The sequence below is a fragment of the Curvibacter microcysteis genome (assembly GCF_028649455.1).
Lineage (GTDB): Bacteria > Pseudomonadota > Gammaproteobacteria > Burkholderiales > Burkholderiaceae_C > Curvibacter > Curvibacter microcysteis.
Genome location: NZ_JAQSIO010000002.1, coordinates 590,284 through 607,593, shown reverse-complemented (window position 1 = coordinate 607,593; position 17,310 = coordinate 590,284). Strand labels below are relative to the sequence as shown.

15 protein-coding genes are annotated in these 17,310 nt (G+C 66.9%); 10 read left to right on the top strand and 5 right to left on the bottom strand.

Translation table 11 applies throughout. The annotated features are described in order from the left end of the window. The first annotated feature begins 14 nt into the window (after positions 1 to 14). On the top strand, positions 15 to 1,031 hold the full coding sequence (locus tag PSQ39_RS08005) for a response regulator transcription factor (protein WP_273926199.1): 1,017 nt from the start codon (positions 15 to 17) through the stop codon (positions 1,029 to 1,031). A 4-nt stretch (positions 1,032 to 1,035) separates the two neighbouring features. Here the strand turns inward: PSQ39_RS08005 and PSQ39_RS08000 are convergent, their stop codons facing one another. Further along, positions 1,036 to 1,971 (bottom strand): LysR substrate-binding domain-containing protein, encoded by a 936-nt coding sequence (locus PSQ39_RS08000; RefSeq protein WP_273926198.1) that lies wholly within the window; start codon positions 1,969 to 1,971, stop codon positions 1,036 to 1,038. Positions 1,972 to 2,132: 161 nt separating this feature from the next. Between PSQ39_RS08000 and PSQ39_RS07995 the strand changes: the two genes are divergently transcribed. Continuing rightward, positions 2,133 to 3,596 (top strand): FAD-binding oxidoreductase, encoded by a 1,464-nt coding sequence (locus PSQ39_RS07995; RefSeq protein ID WP_273926197.1) that lies wholly within the window; start codon positions 2,133 to 2,135, stop codon positions 3,594 to 3,596. A gap of 73 nt (positions 3,597 to 3,669) precedes the next feature. Here the strand turns inward: PSQ39_RS07995 and PSQ39_RS07990 are convergent, their stop codons facing one another. Beyond that, positions 3,670 to 4,053, bottom strand: a complete 384-nt coding sequence (locus PSQ39_RS07990; RefSeq protein ID WP_273926196.1) for a DUF3597 domain-containing protein — start codon at positions 4,051 to 4,053, stop codon at positions 3,670 to 3,672. 690 nt (positions 4,054 to 4,743) lie between these two features. Between PSQ39_RS07990 and PSQ39_RS07985 the strand changes: the two genes are divergently transcribed. Then, positions 4,744 to 5,178 (top strand): IPTL-CTERM sorting domain-containing protein, encoded by a 435-nt coding sequence (locus PSQ39_RS07985; RefSeq protein WP_273926195.1) that lies wholly within the window; start codon positions 4,744 to 4,746, stop codon positions 5,176 to 5,178. Positions 5,179 to 5,338: 160 nt separating this feature from the next. Next, on the top strand, positions 5,339 to 6,037 hold the full coding sequence (locus tag PSQ39_RS07980) for a formylglycine-generating enzyme family protein (RefSeq protein WP_273926194.1): 699 nt from the start codon (positions 5,339 to 5,341) through the stop codon (positions 6,035 to 6,037). On the opposite strand, the gene PSQ39_RS07975 is transcribed toward PSQ39_RS07980, so the two are convergent. Beyond that, positions 6,025 to 9,192: an IPTL-CTERM sorting domain-containing protein gene (locus tag PSQ39_RS07975; RefSeq protein WP_273926193.1), complete on the bottom strand. Its 3,168-nt coding sequence runs from the start codon at positions 9,190 to 9,192 to the stop codon at positions 6,025 to 6,027. The two genes, PSQ39_RS07980 and PSQ39_RS07975, sit on opposite strands and share 13 nt — an antisense overlap. A 190-nt stretch (positions 9,193 to 9,382) precedes the next feature. Continuing rightward, complete coding sequence (locus PSQ39_RS07970; RefSeq protein WP_273926192.1) at positions 9,383 to 10,339, bottom strand: LysR family transcriptional regulator; 957 nt, start codon at positions 10,337 to 10,339, stop codon at positions 9,383 to 9,385. Between the two features lie 141 nt (positions 10,340 to 10,480). On the opposite strand from PSQ39_RS07970, the gene PSQ39_RS07965 reads away from it, so the two are divergent. The 4 genes from PSQ39_RS07965 to PSQ39_RS07950 all read left to right on the top strand — a co-directional run bounded on the left by PSQ39_RS07965 (position 10,481) and on the right by PSQ39_RS07950 (position 15,567). Further along, entirely contained in the window at positions 10,481 to 11,485 is a 1,005-nt protein-coding gene (locus PSQ39_RS07965; RefSeq protein ID WP_273926191.1) for a Bug family tripartite tricarboxylate transporter substrate binding protein, read from the top strand. A gap of 46 nt (positions 11,486 to 11,531) precedes the next feature. Next, the gene (locus PSQ39_RS07960; RefSeq protein ID WP_273926190.1) at positions 11,532 to 13,067 is read left to right on the top strand and encodes a UxaA family hydrolase; all 1,536 of its coding nucleotides are present in this window, start codon (positions 11,532 to 11,534) and stop codon (positions 13,065 to 13,067) included. A gap of 126 nt (positions 13,068 to 13,193) precedes the next feature. Further along, complete coding sequence (locus PSQ39_RS07955) at positions 13,194 to 14,693, top strand: NAD-dependent succinate-semialdehyde dehydrogenase (protein WP_273926189.1); 1,500 nt, start codon at positions 13,194 to 13,196, stop codon at positions 14,691 to 14,693. 58 nt (positions 14,694 to 14,751) lie between these two features. After that, the gene (locus PSQ39_RS07950) at positions 14,752 to 15,567 is read left to right on the top strand and encodes an HpcH/HpaI aldolase/citrate lyase family protein (RefSeq protein WP_273926188.1); all 816 of its coding nucleotides are present in this window, start codon (positions 14,752 to 14,754) and stop codon (positions 15,565 to 15,567) included. Positions 15,568 to 15,644: 77 nt separating this feature from the next. Here the strand turns inward: PSQ39_RS07950 and PSQ39_RS07945 are convergent, their stop codons facing one another. Beyond that, positions 15,645 to 16,025: a hypothetical protein gene (locus PSQ39_RS07945; protein WP_273926187.1), complete on the bottom strand. Its 381-nt coding sequence runs from the start codon at positions 16,023 to 16,025 to the stop codon at positions 15,645 to 15,647. A gap of 163 nt (positions 16,026 to 16,188) precedes the next feature. Here PSQ39_RS07945 and PSQ39_RS07940 point away from each other — a divergent pair, with 163 nt between their 5' ends. Both PSQ39_RS07940 and PSQ39_RS07935 read left to right on the top strand, forming a co-directional pair. Continuing rightward, complete coding sequence (locus PSQ39_RS07940) at positions 16,189 to 16,761, top strand: TetR/AcrR family transcriptional regulator (protein WP_273926186.1); 573 nt, start codon at positions 16,189 to 16,191, stop codon at positions 16,759 to 16,761. A gap of 72 nt (positions 16,762 to 16,833) precedes the next feature. Continuing rightward, positions 16,834 to 17,307, top strand: coding sequence for a (2Fe-2S)-binding protein (locus tag PSQ39_RS07935; protein ID WP_273926185.1), 474 nt, complete (start codon positions 16,834 to 16,836; stop codon positions 17,305 to 17,307). Positions 17,308 to 17,310: the final 3 nt, after the last annotated feature.

Sequence of the window (17,310 nt, the reverse complement as noted above, 5' to 3'; positions counted from 1 at the left end):
GAACCTGGAACTGCATGAAACTCACGCCTTTTCTACTCGACCTGTACCACGATGCCAGCGTGGCCCGCGCCGATGCCCTGGGCCAACAGGCCTTGCGCCAGCTGCGCACGCACATGCACTTTGACTCGGCCGCCATCTACTCGATGAGCCTCTTTGAATCCCAGGACATGCGGTTCAATGCCTGCCTCTCCTACGGCAACGGGATCGAGAAAATCCGCTACCGGCTCGCCCAGGTGACCAGTGAGCGACTGACCCCTGAAGGCCGGGTGAGCAGCCAGGACCGCCTGATCCAACGGGCCATGGACCGCCCCGGGCAGACCTTCGCGCAGGATGTGACGGGCATCGCCAACCAACGCCTGCGCGACTACGCGGCCTTGTTTGAGACCCGCCACGCCATGCTGCACACGCAGCGCACCGGGCACCACTTTGCCCTGGTGTCGCTGTGGCGCGCGCAGGCCAAGCGCGCCTACCTGCAAAGCGAGGTGGCTTTGGCCGACCAGACCTTGCCTCACATCCTGAACGCCATGACCCTGGCCGACAAATGGGCCACCCACCAGGACACGGGAGCCAGCAGCCCGTCTTGCGAGTTGATCACCGACCTCAGCGGCCACATCATCGTGGCCACGCCGCAGGCGCGCGACTGGTTGGCACTGGAGTGGCCTGAATTCCCTGGGGTCAGCCTGCCGCCCCCCTTGTTGAACCCCTTGCTGAACAGCCCGCAGGACCGTTACAAGGGACGCCGGATCACGGCCCGCCTGGAGCGCTGTGGCGACGTGCTTCGCTTTCGGTTGGAACGCCTGCAAGGCCATGCCGAATTGACCGCCAGCGAGCAACGGGTGGCGGCCCTGGCGGCGCAGGGTCTGAGCTACAAAGAAATCGCGAGGGAGCAAGGCAACTCACCCGCCACGGTGCGCAACCAACTGCACAGCGTCTATGGCAAGCTGAACATCCAGGGCAAGGCGGCGCTGGCCTACTGGGGCCAAAACCACCTGAAAGCCCCGGCCCGAGGTGGGCACCACCCCATGCCCTGATGGGTCAGGCGCCGGGCGCGGCGCTGGCCCGGGCCAGACCCGGGTCCAGCGGCGCCAACTGCGCCTGCAAAAATTCCACACACACCCGCACCTTGGCCGAGTTGCTCAGGCGCGAGGGGTAGACGGCCCAGATGTTGGCCTCCTGGCGCCATTCGGGCAGCACCTGCACCAGTTCGCCGCTTTGCAGCCAGGGCGCCACGTCCCAAATGGAGCGCAGCAGCACGCCACGCCCGTCCAGCGCCCAGCGCACCACGATCTCGCCGTGGTTGGACGACAGTGGACCCGTGACCTTGACCGTGTCCTCCTGCGCACCCGCGTGCAGGCGCCAGACCCCAAAAGGGTGGTCGCGCTCTTTGATGACCAGGCAGTCGTGCTGGCTCAGGTCCTGCAGGTGGCGCGGCGTGCCCCGGCGCTGCAGGTAAGCGGGTGCGGCGCACAGGATGCGGTGGTTGTCGGCCAGTCGGCGGGCGATGAGGTGCGGGGCGATGTCGTCGCCCACGCGCACGTCCAGGTCAAAGCCTTCGCTGGCCACATCGACCAGGCGGTCAAACACCTCAAAGCGCACCTGCAGGCCGGGGTAGCGCTCCACCAACTGCGACACCAGGGGCGCCACCACCTGGCGGCCAAAACCAAAGCTGCTGCTGATGCGCAGCGAGCCGCGCGGCGTTTGGCGGGTGACCGCCACCTCTTGCATCAGGTGGTCCACATCGTCCAGCACGCGCTGGGCCCAGTGGAACACGCGCTCGCCGTCCTCGGTCACCGCCACGCGGCGCGTGGTGCGGTGCAGCAGGCGCACACCCAGCACCTGCTCGAGCAGGCGGATGCGCTTGCTGACATAGGCGGGCGAGCTGCCCAGCTCCTCCGCCGCAGCGGCAAAGCTGGACTTGCGAACCACCACGGTGAAGACACGCAGGTCTTCGTTGTCCGGGAGACTGTTCACGTTTCGTTTTCAATGAATTCACAGAGCGGCAATTGTAACTTTTTCATGTTTAAACCAGAATCGGCACCCGCTTGATTCACCCGCTGGGCGGCTGGCTTGCGGGCCCCTGCCCAAAGGCCATGCTGCCCTGCCCTTCACCCTGATTTCGCCCCCGATCTGCCATGACCGCAAACACCGCCTCCCCCCTGTCCAACGAGGCCATCGTCGCCGCCCTGAGCGCCATCGTCGGCCCCCAGGCCTGCCTGAGCCAGGCGCCCGACCTGCAGCCTTTTGTGACCGACTACCGAGGCCTGTACGTGGGCCAGGCCGCCGCCGTGGTGCTGCCCAACAGCACCGAACAGGTCAGCCAGGTGATGGCCTGGTGCCACGCCCACGGCGTGGTGGTGGTGCCGCAAGGGGGCAACACCTCGCTGATGGGCGGGGCCGTGCCCGAGCCCCAGGGCCAGGCCGTGGTGCTGAACCTGCGCCGCATGAACCAGGTGCTGGCGGTGGACACCGTCAACGACACCCTGACCTTGCAAGCCGGCGTCACCCTGAATGCGGCACGTAAGGCGGCTGAGGACGCGGGGCGGCTGTTTCCGCTGCGCATCGGCTCGGAAGGCTCGTGCCAGATCGGCGGCAACATCTCCACCAACGCGGGCGGCACCGCTGTGCTGCGCTACGGCAACATGCGCGACCTGGTGCTGGGCGTGGAGGCCGTCCTGCCCGACGGGCGCATCTACTCGGGCCTGCGCGGCCTGCGCAAGGACAACACGGGTTACGACCTCAAGCAGCTCTTCATTGGCTCGGAGGGCACGCTGGGCATCGTCACCGCGGCCGTGCTGAAGCTGATGCCGCAACCCACCGCCTCGTCGGTGGCCTTGGCTGCGGTGGCCAGCCCGGCCGCGGCCGTGGCCCTGTTGGGCGAGGCCAAAAAGACGGCGGGCCAGGCCGTGACGGCGTTCGAGCTGATCTCAGGCCCGGCGCTGGACCTGGTGCTGGGCTACCTGGGCAAGGTCAAGTCGCCTTTTGAAGCGCGCCACGACTGGATGGTGCTGATCGAGCTGACTTCCGGCGCCTCGGCCGAGGGCCTGGACCAGACCCTGATGCAGGTGCTGGAGTCCGGCCTTGAAAGCGGCTTGGTGCTGGACGCCACGCTGGCCCAAAGCGGCGCCGACGCCCAAACCTTTTGGCGCATCCGCGAGGAGATCTCCGACGCGCAAACCCGCACTGGCGGCAGCATCAAGTGCGATGTGTCGGTGCCGCTGTCGCGCATCGCGGCCTTCATTGAGGAGGCCACCGCCGCCGTGCTGGCCCTGGAGCCGCAGACCCGCATGATCGTCTACGGCCACATGGGCGACGGCAATGTGCACTTCAACCCGCTGCGCCCCGCCGACCGCCCGGCCAAGGACTACTTGGGCGCGTTTTACGAGCCGATCTCGCGCCAGGTGGATTCGCTGGCCCATGCGGCCGGGGGCTCGATCTCGGCCGAGCACGGCGTGGGCGTGGCCAAGCGCGACGACCTGAGCCATTACAAGTCCGAGGTCGAACTGGCCCTGATGTGGCAGATCAAGAAAGCGCTGGACCCGCAAGGCCTGTTGAACCCGGGCAAGGTGCTGCCCGCGCCGGTGGCCGCGCAGGCCTGAGCGGTGTACCGGTGGGTGCGGCGACCGCCCCACCGCGGGGGGGGGGGCCAGCCGCCGCGCGAGGGGCCCGGTGTCAGTGCAGCAAATCGGCGGGCACATTGCCGCCATTGGCAGCCAGCTTTTGCAGCACCGTCTTGTGCAGCCAGATGTTCATGGCCGCGGAGTCGCCCATGCGGTCGGCGGGGCAGCCCAGCTCGGTGGCCAGGGCCTTGCGGGCGCTCAGGCTGCTGTCCAGCCCCAACAGCTTCATCAGGTCCACGATGGAGACCTTCCAGTTGAGCTTTTCGGGGTGGCTGGCCGCCAGGGCTTCGAGCTGACCCAGCACATCCACCGGACTGATGGCGGTGGGGGCAGAGGCCGGTGCAGGCGCCGTGGTGGCACTGGGCGCTTGCTCGGCGGCGGCCACAGCGTGTTCACCGAAGCCCAGTTTGGAAAGAATGCTGCTGAAAAAACCCATGATGATCTCCCGGTGTTGAAGGAAGCTTTGTTTTAACCGCTTCGTGTGACCCCACGCACCGTGTCAGTCGCCCAAAGCGTGACAAATGCCTGCCACGGGCAGCGGACACCCATTCATTGAAGCCACTGCGGCCAGGCGCTCGCGAGGCCCACCGCTGCGAAAACGGCCCAACGCCCCGGTCGACCTGGCGGCCCCACAGGGGCTGGTGTCGGGCGAGCACTTCAGCGTCGGCGGCACACCGATCGCGGCTTGGGCCAGCCACCAGAGTGGGCGACGCCAATGAGGCCGGCCAGCGGTCAAAATGAATACCGAGAATATCCCTTCGGATACACCATCAACCTGCCCGAACATTACACTGTATTACAACCCTTGAAAATGGATGGGCATTTTTCACCCAATTCCGCTTTGGAATTAGAATCCCACCCGGAAACCATACTCAAGAGCATACAGCCATCAGCGAGCGCCAACAGCGTGCCCTGACAAAGAGCAGCGGGTTATTAAAACAAAGCACTGATTGATCATGAGGTGCCTTGAAACTCTTGGGTCAAAATCACAAAGGCAGCCCCAATGCCTGCCATCAGGGTTTGTTTAAAAACAATCAGCAATTAATCGCAAGTGCACTGCACAGTGAGCGCAGCGCTCACTGATTCAGCACCACATTAAAACAAGCAGTAACTTCAATTGATTATCATGAAAAGCTTTTTCCAAAAACTGATCCTCGCCATTTCTTTGACCGTCTCGTCGGCTGCCTTTGCTGCTGATTTGGGTAATATCGCGGTCGATTGCAACACGGCTGCTTCGACCAACCGCACGCTGACAGGTCAGGTCGGTGACACGTTTTCAATCACCGTCCTACCCGCTGGGGCCATTTGCTTCATTACCTCCAGCAACCCCGCCGTGGTGGCCGCCACCCCGGGCGTCCTGGGTCAGGGCGTGACGCAGAGCTACACGATCATCGGCAACGGCAGCACCACGTTCTCTGTCAAGCAAAACGGCAATGGGGTGGCGGTGGCCATCACCTCCGCTGTGCCGTCGATCCCCACGCTGTCTGAAGTGGGCATGATGCTGCTGGCCCTGCTGCTGGCAGGCATCACCTTCTACCGCATGCGCCGATCGGGCTTTTGACGGGGACGCGCCTGCCCTGCGGCAGGCAGCGCACAGCCCAGCGAGGGGAATGGCCCTCCTCGATGTGCGCCAGCGTTCCTTGGCTGACAATCGCCCGGTGGCTGACAGCCGCTGACGAAATGGGCGGTGCAGCCCCCGATCAAGGAACGAGAACACAACCATGAAAACTGCTGTGCGCCGGTCTTGGGTCACCGGCCTGACGTTGACGCTGGCGGCGCTTTCTGCGCTGGCCAACGACCGAGTGCGCCTCGACCGCTTTGCCATCGACCGGCACGAGGTCAGCATCGCCCGCTTCGCAGCGTTCACCCAAGCCACCGGGCGCACCACGGCCGCAGAGGCGAACGGCGGCGGCCACGAATGGGACGGCGGCTGGCAGCGCCGCAAAGGCTGGCATTTTCGCCAACCCCTGGGGGCCTCAGATGCCCGGCAAGACCTCCCGGCGGTGCACGTCAGTTGGTACGAGGCCCGTGACTTTTGCCAGTGGGCTGGGGGGCGTCTGCCCACCCGGGCCGAATGGACCCGCGCCGCCTACACGGAATGGGTGGGGCAAGCGGGTTTTGTGGTCGGCCAAACCTACCCCTACCCCACCGGCGACTCGCCCCGAGGCGCCAACACCAACGGCGACGACCCCTGGCCCAACCTGGCACCCGTGGGCGCCACACGCCCCGGCGTGAACGGCCTGTACGACATGGGCGCCAACGCCTGGGAATGGCTGGCCGACCGGGAGGGCGACAAGGCCCTGACCGCCGGCGGATCCTGGTGGTACGGCCCCGCCCAAATGCAGGCCAGCGCGGTGCAATGGAAGCCGGCGGACTTTGAAGTGGTCTACATCGGCTTTCGGTGTGCCTACGGTCTTTGAGCGCTCGGGCGACGGCCTGCGCGGCGCCCGGCACCGGCACCGGCACCAGCACGTTGGCGCCAGGTCAGCAGCAGCAACAGCGAGCCCAGGGCCGCCAAAGCCCAGGGTGACAAGGTGGGCACCGCCGTGGTGGCGCTGCTCGGTGCGCCGGGGCCACCTGGGTCGGTGATCACGCCGTTGACCGTGCCGTCGTCGTCGCCCAGCGCCCCGTCGCTGAGGGTCAGGGTGATGGACAGGCGGTCTTGGCTGATGACCGCGCCAGGGAAGATGTACCAACGCGCCGCACCGGTGGGGCTGGTCTTGCCGTACTTCCAGTACACCGTGTCGGCGGGCAGCGGCGTGGGGTAGTTGATGACCACGGTGGCCGGGCCGGTGCCCCCGGTCAAGGTGAAGTCATACAGGCCGTGCGGGAACACATAGCCGGCAGGCGCTGCGTCCGGCGGGGATTTGGCGTCCCCCGTCACGCGGATGGCCCCGGCGGTGTTGGGCTGGCCATTGGTGGTGCCCACCTGGTCCACCACCCAACTGCTGCCCCCGACGCTGACCCGCGACGCACCCGTGCCAGAGACCGTTTGCCCCACCGGCGCCGAGCACATGGCGGTGCTGCCGCCGTTGCTGCCGACGCAGTTCCAGCGCCAGGGCGAGCTGTTGCTCACGGCGCTGGCACTGCCGGCCGAGCACAGGTTGGTGCTGGGCATGAACAGGCTGCTGACATTGCTCGCTGCGCTGCACACGCCGTTGACCAGCGAGATGGGCACCACGCTGTTCGACGGTGACGAAGCTGGCCCAGGCCCGGCCAGGTTGCTGGCCACCACCGTGAAGGTGTAGCTCACCCCGCTGGTGAGGCCGGTGACCACGTGGCTCAGGGCCGTGGAGCCGGCGTTGCTGTCGGTGCCACCCGCCGGGCTGGACACCACGGTGTAGCCGGTGATGGCCGAGCTGCCGTTGGCCGCAGGCGCGGCAAACGACACCGTGGCGCTGGCGTTGCCCGCCGTGGCGGTGACCGCGGTCGGTGCGCCGGGTGGGTCGGCAAAGGCCAGCAGGCGCACTCGCCGGTTGCCGCTGTCCGCGATCAACAGGCCCATCGAACCGAAGAGGCTCAGCCCCCACGGCGAACTGAACTGGGCGCTGGTGGGTACGTCACCGTCGCCACTGAATCCGGAGGTGCCGGCCCCCGCCACGGTGGTGATCACGCCGCTGCTGTCAACTTGGCGAACCCGGTGGTTGCCGGTATCTGCAATGTAGAGCTTGTTCGCAGCATCCACGACCACGGCGCGCGGTGCGTTCAACGTGGCGCTGGTGGCGGCTGCACCGTCGCCGGTAAATCCACCTGCGCCCGTGCCCACCACGGTGCTGACCATGCCGCCGGCAATTTTGCGAATCGCGTTGTTACCGAAGTCGACCACGTACAGGCTGTCCGCACTGTCGATGGCCAATCCCAGAGGTGCATTGAACTTGGCACTGGCCGCAGCACCATTGGTGAAGCCCGTCCCGCCGGTGCCCGCCCAGGTCGTGATGATGCCGGCGGTGTCCACTTTGCGAATCCGATCGTTGCCCGTGTCGGCGATGAAGAGGTTGCCCTGGCTGTCCACCACAAGACCATAGGGCGCAAAGACCCGGGCGCTGGTTGCAGCCCCCCCATCACCAGCAAACCCGCCCACGCCGCTGCCAGCCACAGTGGTGATGTTGCCCGATGTGTCAATTTTGCGGATGCGGTTGTTGTTAAGGTCCGAGAAGTACACATTGCCGGATGAATCCAGGGCGATGGACATCGGGTTGTACAACTGGGCACTGCTGGCCGGACCGTTGTCACCGCTGTAACCCTGCGCGCCAGTGCCCGCCAAGGTGGTCACGGTCCCGGCGGGACTGATCTTGCGGATCCGGTGAGCGATGCCGTCCGCAACATAGACATTGCCCACGCTGTCGCGGACCACGCCACGAGGGTCGGTGAACTGCGCATTCAGGGCATCGCCACCGTCACCGCCAAAGGTGCTGCTTCCGGTGCCAGCCAGTGTGGAGATCAGACCCCCGCTGATTTTTCGCACCCGGACATTGTTGCTGTCCGCCACGTACACCGTCCCCATGCTGTCCACGGCCAACCCCTGCGGAGAATTGATCTGGGCACTGGCGGGCGCCCCGCCATCGCCACTGAAGCCCGAGGTCCCCGTGCCTGCCAGGGTTGTGATCACACCGGCGCTGACCTTGCGGATGCGGTTGCTGGTGTCGGAAATATAGAGATTGCCACTGCCATCCAGGGCCAAACCCGTTGGCGCGCGAACACCGGCGCTGGTAGCCACACCGCCGTCGCCGGAAGCGGTGGCAGACCCCGTGCCCGCCACCGTGGTGATGATCCCGTCGGCGCTGACTTTGCGAATGCGGTGGTTGCCGGTGTCGAGGATGTAGAAGGCACCCGTCCCATCGGGCACCACGCCACGGGGACTGTTGATGCGGGTGCTGGTAGCCGCCACGTTGTCGCTCTGGTAGCCGGCGAAGCCAGTGCCGGCCACCGTGGTGACCGTGCCGCCCACACTGACTTGGCGAATGCGGGCATTGCCGGTGTCGGCGATGAACACGTTGCCTGCACCGTCGACCGCCACACTCTGGGGGTTGTTGAAGTTGGCCGCCGTGGCGGCATTGCCATCGCCCGCGAAAGTGGACGTGCCCGTGCCTGCGAAGGTAGAGATCACCCCACTGGTGTTGATCTTGCGGATGCGGTGGTTGCTGGTGTCCGCAATGTAGACATTGCCGGCGCTGTCGACCGCCACCCCTCTGGGCGCATTGAGCATGGCACTGGTGGCCGCCCCGCCATCCCCCGAGAAACCACTGCGCCCGATACCGGCGATCACGGTGCTTTGCCCCGTTGCTGGGTCGATCCTTCGAACGGTGTGGTTGCTGATATCGGTCACGTAGAGCAAGCCCGCCGAGTCCACGACCACGCCGTTGGCGCTGGCCCCGATGTTGGTGGCCAGGCCATTGGGAACTGGGTTGCCGGCATAGGTGCTGATGGTGTCGGCCCGGGCGGCCGAGGCCATGAGCGACATCAAGGACAAGCACCAACACACCAGCAGCCAGGCTCCCCATTGGGGCCCGCGCCGCTGTTTGTAACCGGTACTGGGAGCGACAGCGCTGGTGCGCCGGGTGGACTGGATGTGCATGAGCAAGGCAAAAAGAAGTCATGGAGGCCGGTGACTGTCCCCGGGCCAGCGCCTGAAAGCCACCGGCCCCCCCTCCAACGAAATGAACTTCAAATAATACTTGGCTGGCGCCAGCCATTCCGAGTTCGGCACGCAGAACCCGCTGCCGCCCACGTCTTTTTGGCCGGCGCGGGCGCGCGCCCCATGGGCTTCAAGGTTCTGTCTTCAGCACCGCATTCACCTGCCTCAGGCAAGCCATGAACTGCTCGGCCGCCGGGGTGCGCAAACGCCCGCGCACGGTGATCAGGCCCACCGGCGGCAGGTCGATGGGCACCTCGATGGGCAGCACGCGCACCAGCCCCTGATCGCGGTAGTGCTCGGCCACCGACTGGGCCCAGAAGCCCATCGCGCCATGCTCGCGCAAACAAGTCAGCGTGACCAGAAAAGAAGCGCTCTCGATCACATCCACCGGTGGGTTGAGCCGGTGTTTGTAGAACATCTGGTTGAGCTTGATGCGGGACGACGCCCAGGGCGGCGGCATGACCCAGGGCTGTGCGGCCAGTTCGGCCCAGTCCACGCGCCGCCGCCGCGCCAGCGGGTGACGCGGGCCGCACACGATGCACATGGGCTCGGTGTAAAGCGCCTCAGTCTCCAGGTCGGGCGCGGCATAGCCGGGCTCGAGCCGGCCCACAAACACATCCAGCTCCCCCTGGCGCAAGGGCGGCAACAAGCGCGTCAGGTCGCCCTCTTCCACCAGCACCGAGGTCTGCGGCGACTGCTGCTTGAGCTGCGCGATGGCGCGCGACACCAGCACCGGCGTGGCCACCACCATGGCGCCCACGCGCACCCGGCCCGCCGCACCACTGGCCACAGCGGCGATCTCGTCGCGCGTGCGGTCAAAGTCGGCCAGCACCGAACGCGCAAACCGCACCACGGTCTGGCCATAAGCGGTGGGCTCGGTGCCCCGGGTCGAACGGACGAACAGCGCCACGCCAAACAGGCGCTCCACCTCGGCCAGGGTCTTGGACACCGCAGGCTGGGTCAGCGACAAGAACTCCGACGCCCGTCCCAGGTGACGAAACTGGTCCAGCGCCACCAGCAGCTGCAGGTGCTTGAGCTTGAGGTTGGAGCGCAAGACACGGTCAATGGACGGTGTGGCAAAGGTCATGGCGGCATCTTCATGTCATCTAGGCTATGGAGTCAGTCTATAACTTCATTAGACGGCTATGTTGAGCCTGCGCAGAATCGGCCGCTGACAGAGAGCACGCGCCCTGCCCCCCACGACAAATCGCCCCGAGCGGAGACAAACATGAGCCACCTGAAGCCGTCGCATGCCGACAACCGTCGCCAATTCATCGCCAAAAGCCTGGGCACCCTCGCCCTGGGACTGCCCCTGGCCAGCCAGGCGCAGTCCAGCTACCCGGACCGCCCCATCACCTTCATCTGCCCCTGGCCCGCGGGCGGCACGGCCGACGTGACCATGCGCGCCCTGTGCTCGGCCGCGGCCAAGCAACTGGGCCAGAGTGTGGTGGTGGAAAACAAGGCCGGTGCCGCTGGCATGCTGGGCGCCAAGGCCCTGGCCAGCGCCAAGCCGGACGGCTACACCGTTGGGCAGATCCCGATCTCGGTGACGCGCTTCTCACAACTGGGTACCGTGGCGCTCGACCCGCTGAAAGACCTCAGCTACCTGGCCCGCACCTCGGGCCAGACCTTTGGCATCGTGGTGCACAGCGACGCGCCCTGGAAATCGCTCAAAGAGTTGGTCGCCGCCGCCAAGGCCAAGCCCGGCGAGCTGACCTATGGCAGCGCGGGCGTGGCTGGCGCCACCCATGTGGGCATGGAGGAATTGGCCCTGGCCGCCGGCGTGCAGCTCAACCACATCCCTTACAAGGGCGGCGCGCCGGCCTTGCAAGACCTGCTGGGGGGCCAACTCAATGCGCTGGCTGACTCGACCTCATGGGCGCCCTATGTGAAGGCCGGCAAGCTGCGCCTGCTGGCCACCTGGGGCGAGAAGCGAACCCAAGACTTCCCCGACGCGCCCACGCTCAAAGAGCTGGGCTACAACGTGGTGGTGGACGCGCCCAATGGCGTGGGCGCCCCCAAGGGCCTGGAGCCCGCCATTGAAAAGCGCCTGCGCGAGGCCTTCCGCCAGGCCGCCGCCAGCGCTGAGTTTGCCACCGCCTGCGACCGCATCGACGCCCCCCTGATGTACCTGGACGGCCCCGACTACGCGCGCTACGTGAGCGAGGTCTACCGCCGTGAAACCCAGCTGATCGAACGCCTGAAGCTCAAGGAATTGCTGGCCAAGGGCTGAGCCCCGGCACACCCGGCCCCGCCCGCCCCATTCACCCGACCCCACGATGACCACAAGCCCAACGCTCTCGCCGCTGATCCGGCTGCACCCCAACGACAACGTGCTGGTGGCGCGCGCGCCCATCGCGCTGGGCCAGACCCTGGCCGAATTCGGGCTGCGCACCCGCGCCCAAGTGCCCGCCGGGCACAAGATCGCAGCGCGCGCCATCGCCGCGGGCGAGCGCGTGCGCAAGTACGACACCGTGATCGGCGCGGCCAGCCGCGACATTGAAGCGGGCGAGCATGTGCACGGCCACAACCTGACCCTGGTCGACGAGTACCGCGACCCGGCCTTCTGCCAAGATGTGCGCCCGGTAGACCTGCTGCCACCCGAGCAGCGCGCCACCTTCATGGGCATCGTGCGGCCCGACGGGCGCGTGGCCACGCGCAACTTCATCGGGCTGATCAGCTCGGTCAACTGCTCGGCCACCACCATCAACCGCATCGCGGCGCACTTCACCGAAGAGCGCTTGCGCGACTTCCCCAACGTGGACGGCGTGGTGGCTTTTGCCCAGACCAGTGGCTGCGGCATGTCCTCGCCCAGTGAGCACTTTGACCTGCTGCGCCGCACCATCGCCGGCTACGCGCGCCACCCCAATCTGGGTGGCGTGCTGATCGTCGGCCTGGGCTGCGAACGCAACCAGGTGGCCGACCTGTTCAGCTCGCAAGGGCTGCAAAACAGCGCCCTGGTGCAGTCGCTGGTCATGCAGGACAGCGGCGGCACGCGCGCCACCATCGCGGCCGGCATTGCCGCGGTCGAGGTCATGCTGCCCCAGGTCAATCAGGTGACGCGCCAGCCGGTGAGTGCGGAGCACATCAAGATCGGCCTGGAGTGCGGCGGCTCCGATGGGTTTTCGGGCATCACCGCCAACCCGGCGCTGGGCGCGGCCATGGACATCCTGGTGCGCCATGGCGGCACGGCCATCCTGTCCGAGACGCCCGAGATCCACGGCGTCGAGTACATGCTGACGCGCCGCGCGGTCAGCCCCGAAGTGGGCCAAAAGCTGCTGGACCGGCTGGACTGGTGGGCCGAGTACACGCGCGGCCACAACGCGCAGTTCAATGGCGTGGTGGGCCACGGCAACCAGGCCGGCGGCCTGGCCAACATCTTCGAGAAAAGCCTGGGCTCGGCCATGAAGGGCGGCACCACCCCCCTGGTCGAGGTCTACCGCTACGCCGAACCGATCGACAAAGCGGGCTTTGTGTTCATGGATTCGCCCGGCTACGACCCGGTGGCCGTGACCGGGCAGATTGCCAGCGGCGCCAACCTGATCTGCTTCACCACCGGGCGGGGTTCGATGTTCGGCTCCAAACCCGCGCCCACCATCAAGCTGGCCAGCAACACGCCGATGTTCGAGCGCCTTGAAGAGGACATGGACATCAACTGCGGCGCGGTGCTCGACGGCGACTGCGATGTGCAGCAAATGGGGCAGCGCATCTTTGAGCACATCCTGCACGCCGCCTCGGGCCACAAAACCAAGAGCGAGTTGCTGGGCCTGGGCGACCACGAGTTCGTGCCCTGGCACCTGGGCATCGTGAGCTGAGGCGGGTTCGCCCCGCCCTTCCGCCCCCGCCACCCCTGAGAGTCTTGTCACTGCCGCGCGGGCGCGCGGTGCGGGCTTCATGTCGCCTGCCGCCCCGGTGCGGCCCCCATTTCACCCCCTGACACCATGCATTCCCTGACCCTCTCCGACCCCAGCCTGCTGCGCGCCCACCACTTCATCAACGGCCAATGGGTGGCCGGCCAGGCCGGTCAGGCCCTGCCCGTGCACAACCCGGCACTGGACCCGGCCCGGCCCGAAGCCTTGATCGCCCAGGTGCCCGATGGCGACGCCGCCGATGCCCAAGCCGCACTGGACGCGGCCTGTGCCGCCTTCAAGCTGTGGCGCGTGCGTCCGGCCAAGGAGCGCGCCCAGGCCCTGAAGCGCTGGCACGCGCTGCTGCTGCAGCACCAGGACGACCTGGCCCGGCTGATCTCGCTGGAGCAGGGCAAGCCCTTGGCCGAAGCGCGGGGCGAGGTGCTGTATGGCGCCTCCTACATCGAATGGTTTGCCGAAGAAGCCACCCGCGTCTACGGCGACATGGTGCCCGCCGCCGTCAATGGCCGGCGCATGATGGTGCTCAAAGAGCCCGTCGGCGTGGTGGCCGCCATCACACCGTGGAACTTCCCGCTGGCCATGATCGCGCGCAAGATCGCGCCGGCCCTGGCCGCCGGCTGCTGCGTGGTGGCCAAGCCCGCCGAAGACACCCCGCTGACTGCCCTGGCCCTGGCCCGACTGGGCGAGTTGGCGGGCTTTCCGCCCGGCGTGTTGAACGTGGTCACGGCCTCGCGCCAGCAGACCCCGGCCGTGGTCGATGTCTGGCTCGCCAGCCCTGAGGTGCGCAAGATCACCTTCACCGGCTCCACCCCGGTGGGCCAGCACCTGGCACGCGCCTCGGCCGACACCTTGAAGAAGCTGTCGCTCGAGCTGGGTGGCAACGCGCCCTTCATCGTGTTTGAAGATGCCGACCTGGACGCGGCGGTGGACGGCGTGATGGCCGCCAAGTTCCGCAACGGGGGCCAGACCTGCGTCTGCCCCAACCGCATCTATGTGCAGCGCAGCGTGCAGGCGGCCTTCAGCCAGAAGCTGGCCGCCCGCGTTGCCGCCCTGCCCGTGGGCCCGGCCCAGCAGCCCGCCAGCCTGATCGGCCCGATGATCAATGCCCGCGCGGTGGAGAAGATCGAGCGCCATGTGCAAGACGCCCTGGCCAAGGGCGCGCGCCTGGAAACTGGTGGCCAGCGCCTGCAAGGGTCCGGGCTGGACGGCCCGCATTACTACGCGCCCACGGTGCTCAGCGGCGTGACGCCCGACATGGTACTCACGCAAGAAGAGACCTTTGGCCCGGTCGCGCCGCTGTTCACCTTTGACACCGAAGACGAGGTCATCGCCCTGGCCAACGACACGCCGTTCGGCCTGGCGGCCTACTTCTACTCGCAGAACGTGCGCCGCATCTGGCGGGTGGCCAGCGCGCTGGAGAGCGGCATCGTGGGCATCAACGAAGGGGCCGTGGCCTCCGAGGCCGCCCCCTTTGGCGGCGTCAAGGCGTCGGGCTATGGCCGAGAGGGCTCGCGCTATGGCCTGGACGACTACCTGCACACCAAGTACCTGTGCCAGGGCCAGCTCGACTGAGTTGGGCCAGCCGCATGGAGCCTGCCACCCCCATTGACCCCCTCATCAGGAGACCCGCATGAGCCACCCCAACCCCTTCAAGCTCGCCCTGCAACACCAACAGGCCCAGATCGGCCTGTGGCTGTCCATGGCCTCGCCCTACCTCAGCGAGGTCAGCGCCACCGCTGGTTTCGACTGGCTGCTGATCGACGGCGAGCACGCCCCCAACCACCTTCAGAGCACCTTGCAGCAACTGCAGGCCGTGGCGCCCTACCGCGCCCAGCCCGTGGTGCGCGCCGTGGAAGGCCATGTGGCGCTGATCAAGCAACTGCTGGACATCGGCGTGCGCAACCTGTTGATCCCGATGGTGGACACGCCCGAGCAGGCGCGCCTGATGGTCTCGGCCGTGCAGTACCCGCCGCGCGGCATCCGGGGCGTGGGCAGCGCAGTGGGTCGGGCTTCACAGTGGAGCCTGCAAAGCGACTACCTGGACGCCGCCGACGACGGCATCTGCCTGCTGGTGCAGGCCGAAAGCGTGACCGCGCTGGAACACCTGAGCGAGATCTGTGCCGTCGACGGCGTGGACGGGGTCTTCATCGGCCCAGCCGACCTGGCCGCCTCAATGGGCCACCGGGGCCGACCCGGCCACCCCGACGTGCAGACCGCGATTGAAAACGCCATCCGCACCATCGTCGCCTCAGGCAAGGCCGCCGGCACGTTGACCTCGGACGCCGCGCTGGCCCAGCGCTACCTGGACATCGGGGCCACCTTTGTGGCCGTCGGCGTGGACGTGCTGATGTTCGCCAACGCCGCCCGTGGCCTGGCCCGCCAATGGCTGGGCGCGCGGGCCACACCGGTGCCGGCACAGCGTGCGGGGAGTCAGGGGGCGTATTGAGCCTCATCCCTGCTGGCGGGGCGGCCTCCGCAACGACCCGTCGGGGTTGTCACCGAAGGAAACAACCCCTCGGGCCGTCACCGAGGCGCGGGCATGTTGCTCGGTCGGCAGGCCAAAGTGCTGCTCGACGATGAGGACGAAGACGATGAAGACGAGCTGCTGCTGCCCGGTGGGCCCGAGGGCGCCGTCGCGCATTGGCCGCTCAGGGTGTCGTTTTGCCGGCCTGTGAAGCTGCAGGCCGCGCCCACGGTCTTGCCGGTGCAGGCGGCCACAGCCTCCGGCGGGGGGCCCGGCGGCTGACCCGAAGGCGGGCCGTTTTGCGCCTGGGCAGCCAGGCTGCACAAGCCCAGAGCCGCCCACAGCAGGCCAGCGCCCGTGCGCCGGGCCCAGCGCGGTGCGGGCGATGGGTTGGAAACAGAAGAGAGGCCAGCGGGTGCGGCCTGGGCGGTGTGCTTCACAGCAGTTCCTTGGGTGGTGGTCAATCAAGGCGCTCATGCTGACCCCGCCCGATGCGCTGCCGATGAAGCGCCGGTCGCGGCCTGGTAAAGGCCCCAGCCAGTCCATACACCTGCGCCCAGCAGGGCTTTGATGCATGAATAAATATTCGACTATCATGCGCCCATGAAACCCAAGGACGAGGTCAAGCTGCGCGCCATCGCGCAAGCCACTTTCAGGCTGGTCGAGCAGACCGGCCTGAGCGGCCTGACCATGGCCGCAATTGCCCGCGAGGCGGGCTTGGCCACGGGCACGCTGTACGTCTACTTCAAGTCCAAAGAAGAGCTGCTGACCGCGCTCTACGAGCAGGCCAAGACCGAAACCGCGGCCACGCTGATGCAGGGTGACACCCCGCAAGACCCTTTCAAGCGCCGCTTTCAGCGCATGTGGACCAACTGGCTCAACCACCGCCTGACGCAGTACGCGCAGATGGTGTTTCTGGAGCAGTACTACAACTCGCCCTGGTTCAGCGAAGAAAGCCGCAACCTGTCGACCCGGCTGATCCAAGCCTGGCTGGACCTGATCAACAACGCCAAGCAGCAGCAAATCCTGAAGGACGTGCCCACGCTGCTGCTGCTCAACAGCTTTGCCGGCTCGGTGCGCGAAACCGCCAACCTGTTGCGCGCCGGCACCCTGCCCCACGACGAGGCCCACCTGGCGATGGCTTTTGGCCTGTGCTGGGACGGCATCAAGGCCTGATCCGACCTGGTGACACCCAGCCTCAAACCCTCTCATAACCGAATAAATATTCACCCACAGGAGTCCCACCCCATGAGCACGCTGAACATCAACGGCCAGGACCGCCAGGTCGATGCCGACCCCTCCACCCCCATCCTCTGGGCCTTGCGCGACACGCTGGGCATGACTGGCACCAAATTCGGCTGCGGTGCGGCCCTGTGCGGCGCCTGCACCGTGCACCTGAACGGCCAGGCCATACGCTCCTGCGTCACGCCGATCTCGGCCGCCGCCGGGCAAAAAATCACCACCATCGAAGCCGTCACCGGTGGCCAGGACAAGGTGGGCCAAGCCGTGCACGCGGCCTGGGTGAAGCATGACGTGGCTCAGTGCGGCTACTGCCAAAGCGGCCAGATCATGTCGGCCACCGCGTTTTTGAAGACCTTGCCGCGCGGCAAGAAGCCCACCGAAGCCCAGATTGACGCCGCGATGGCCGGCAACGTCTGCCGCTGCGGCACCTATGCCCGCATCCGCGCCGCCGTGGCCGATGCCGCCCAAACCCTGGCTTGAAGG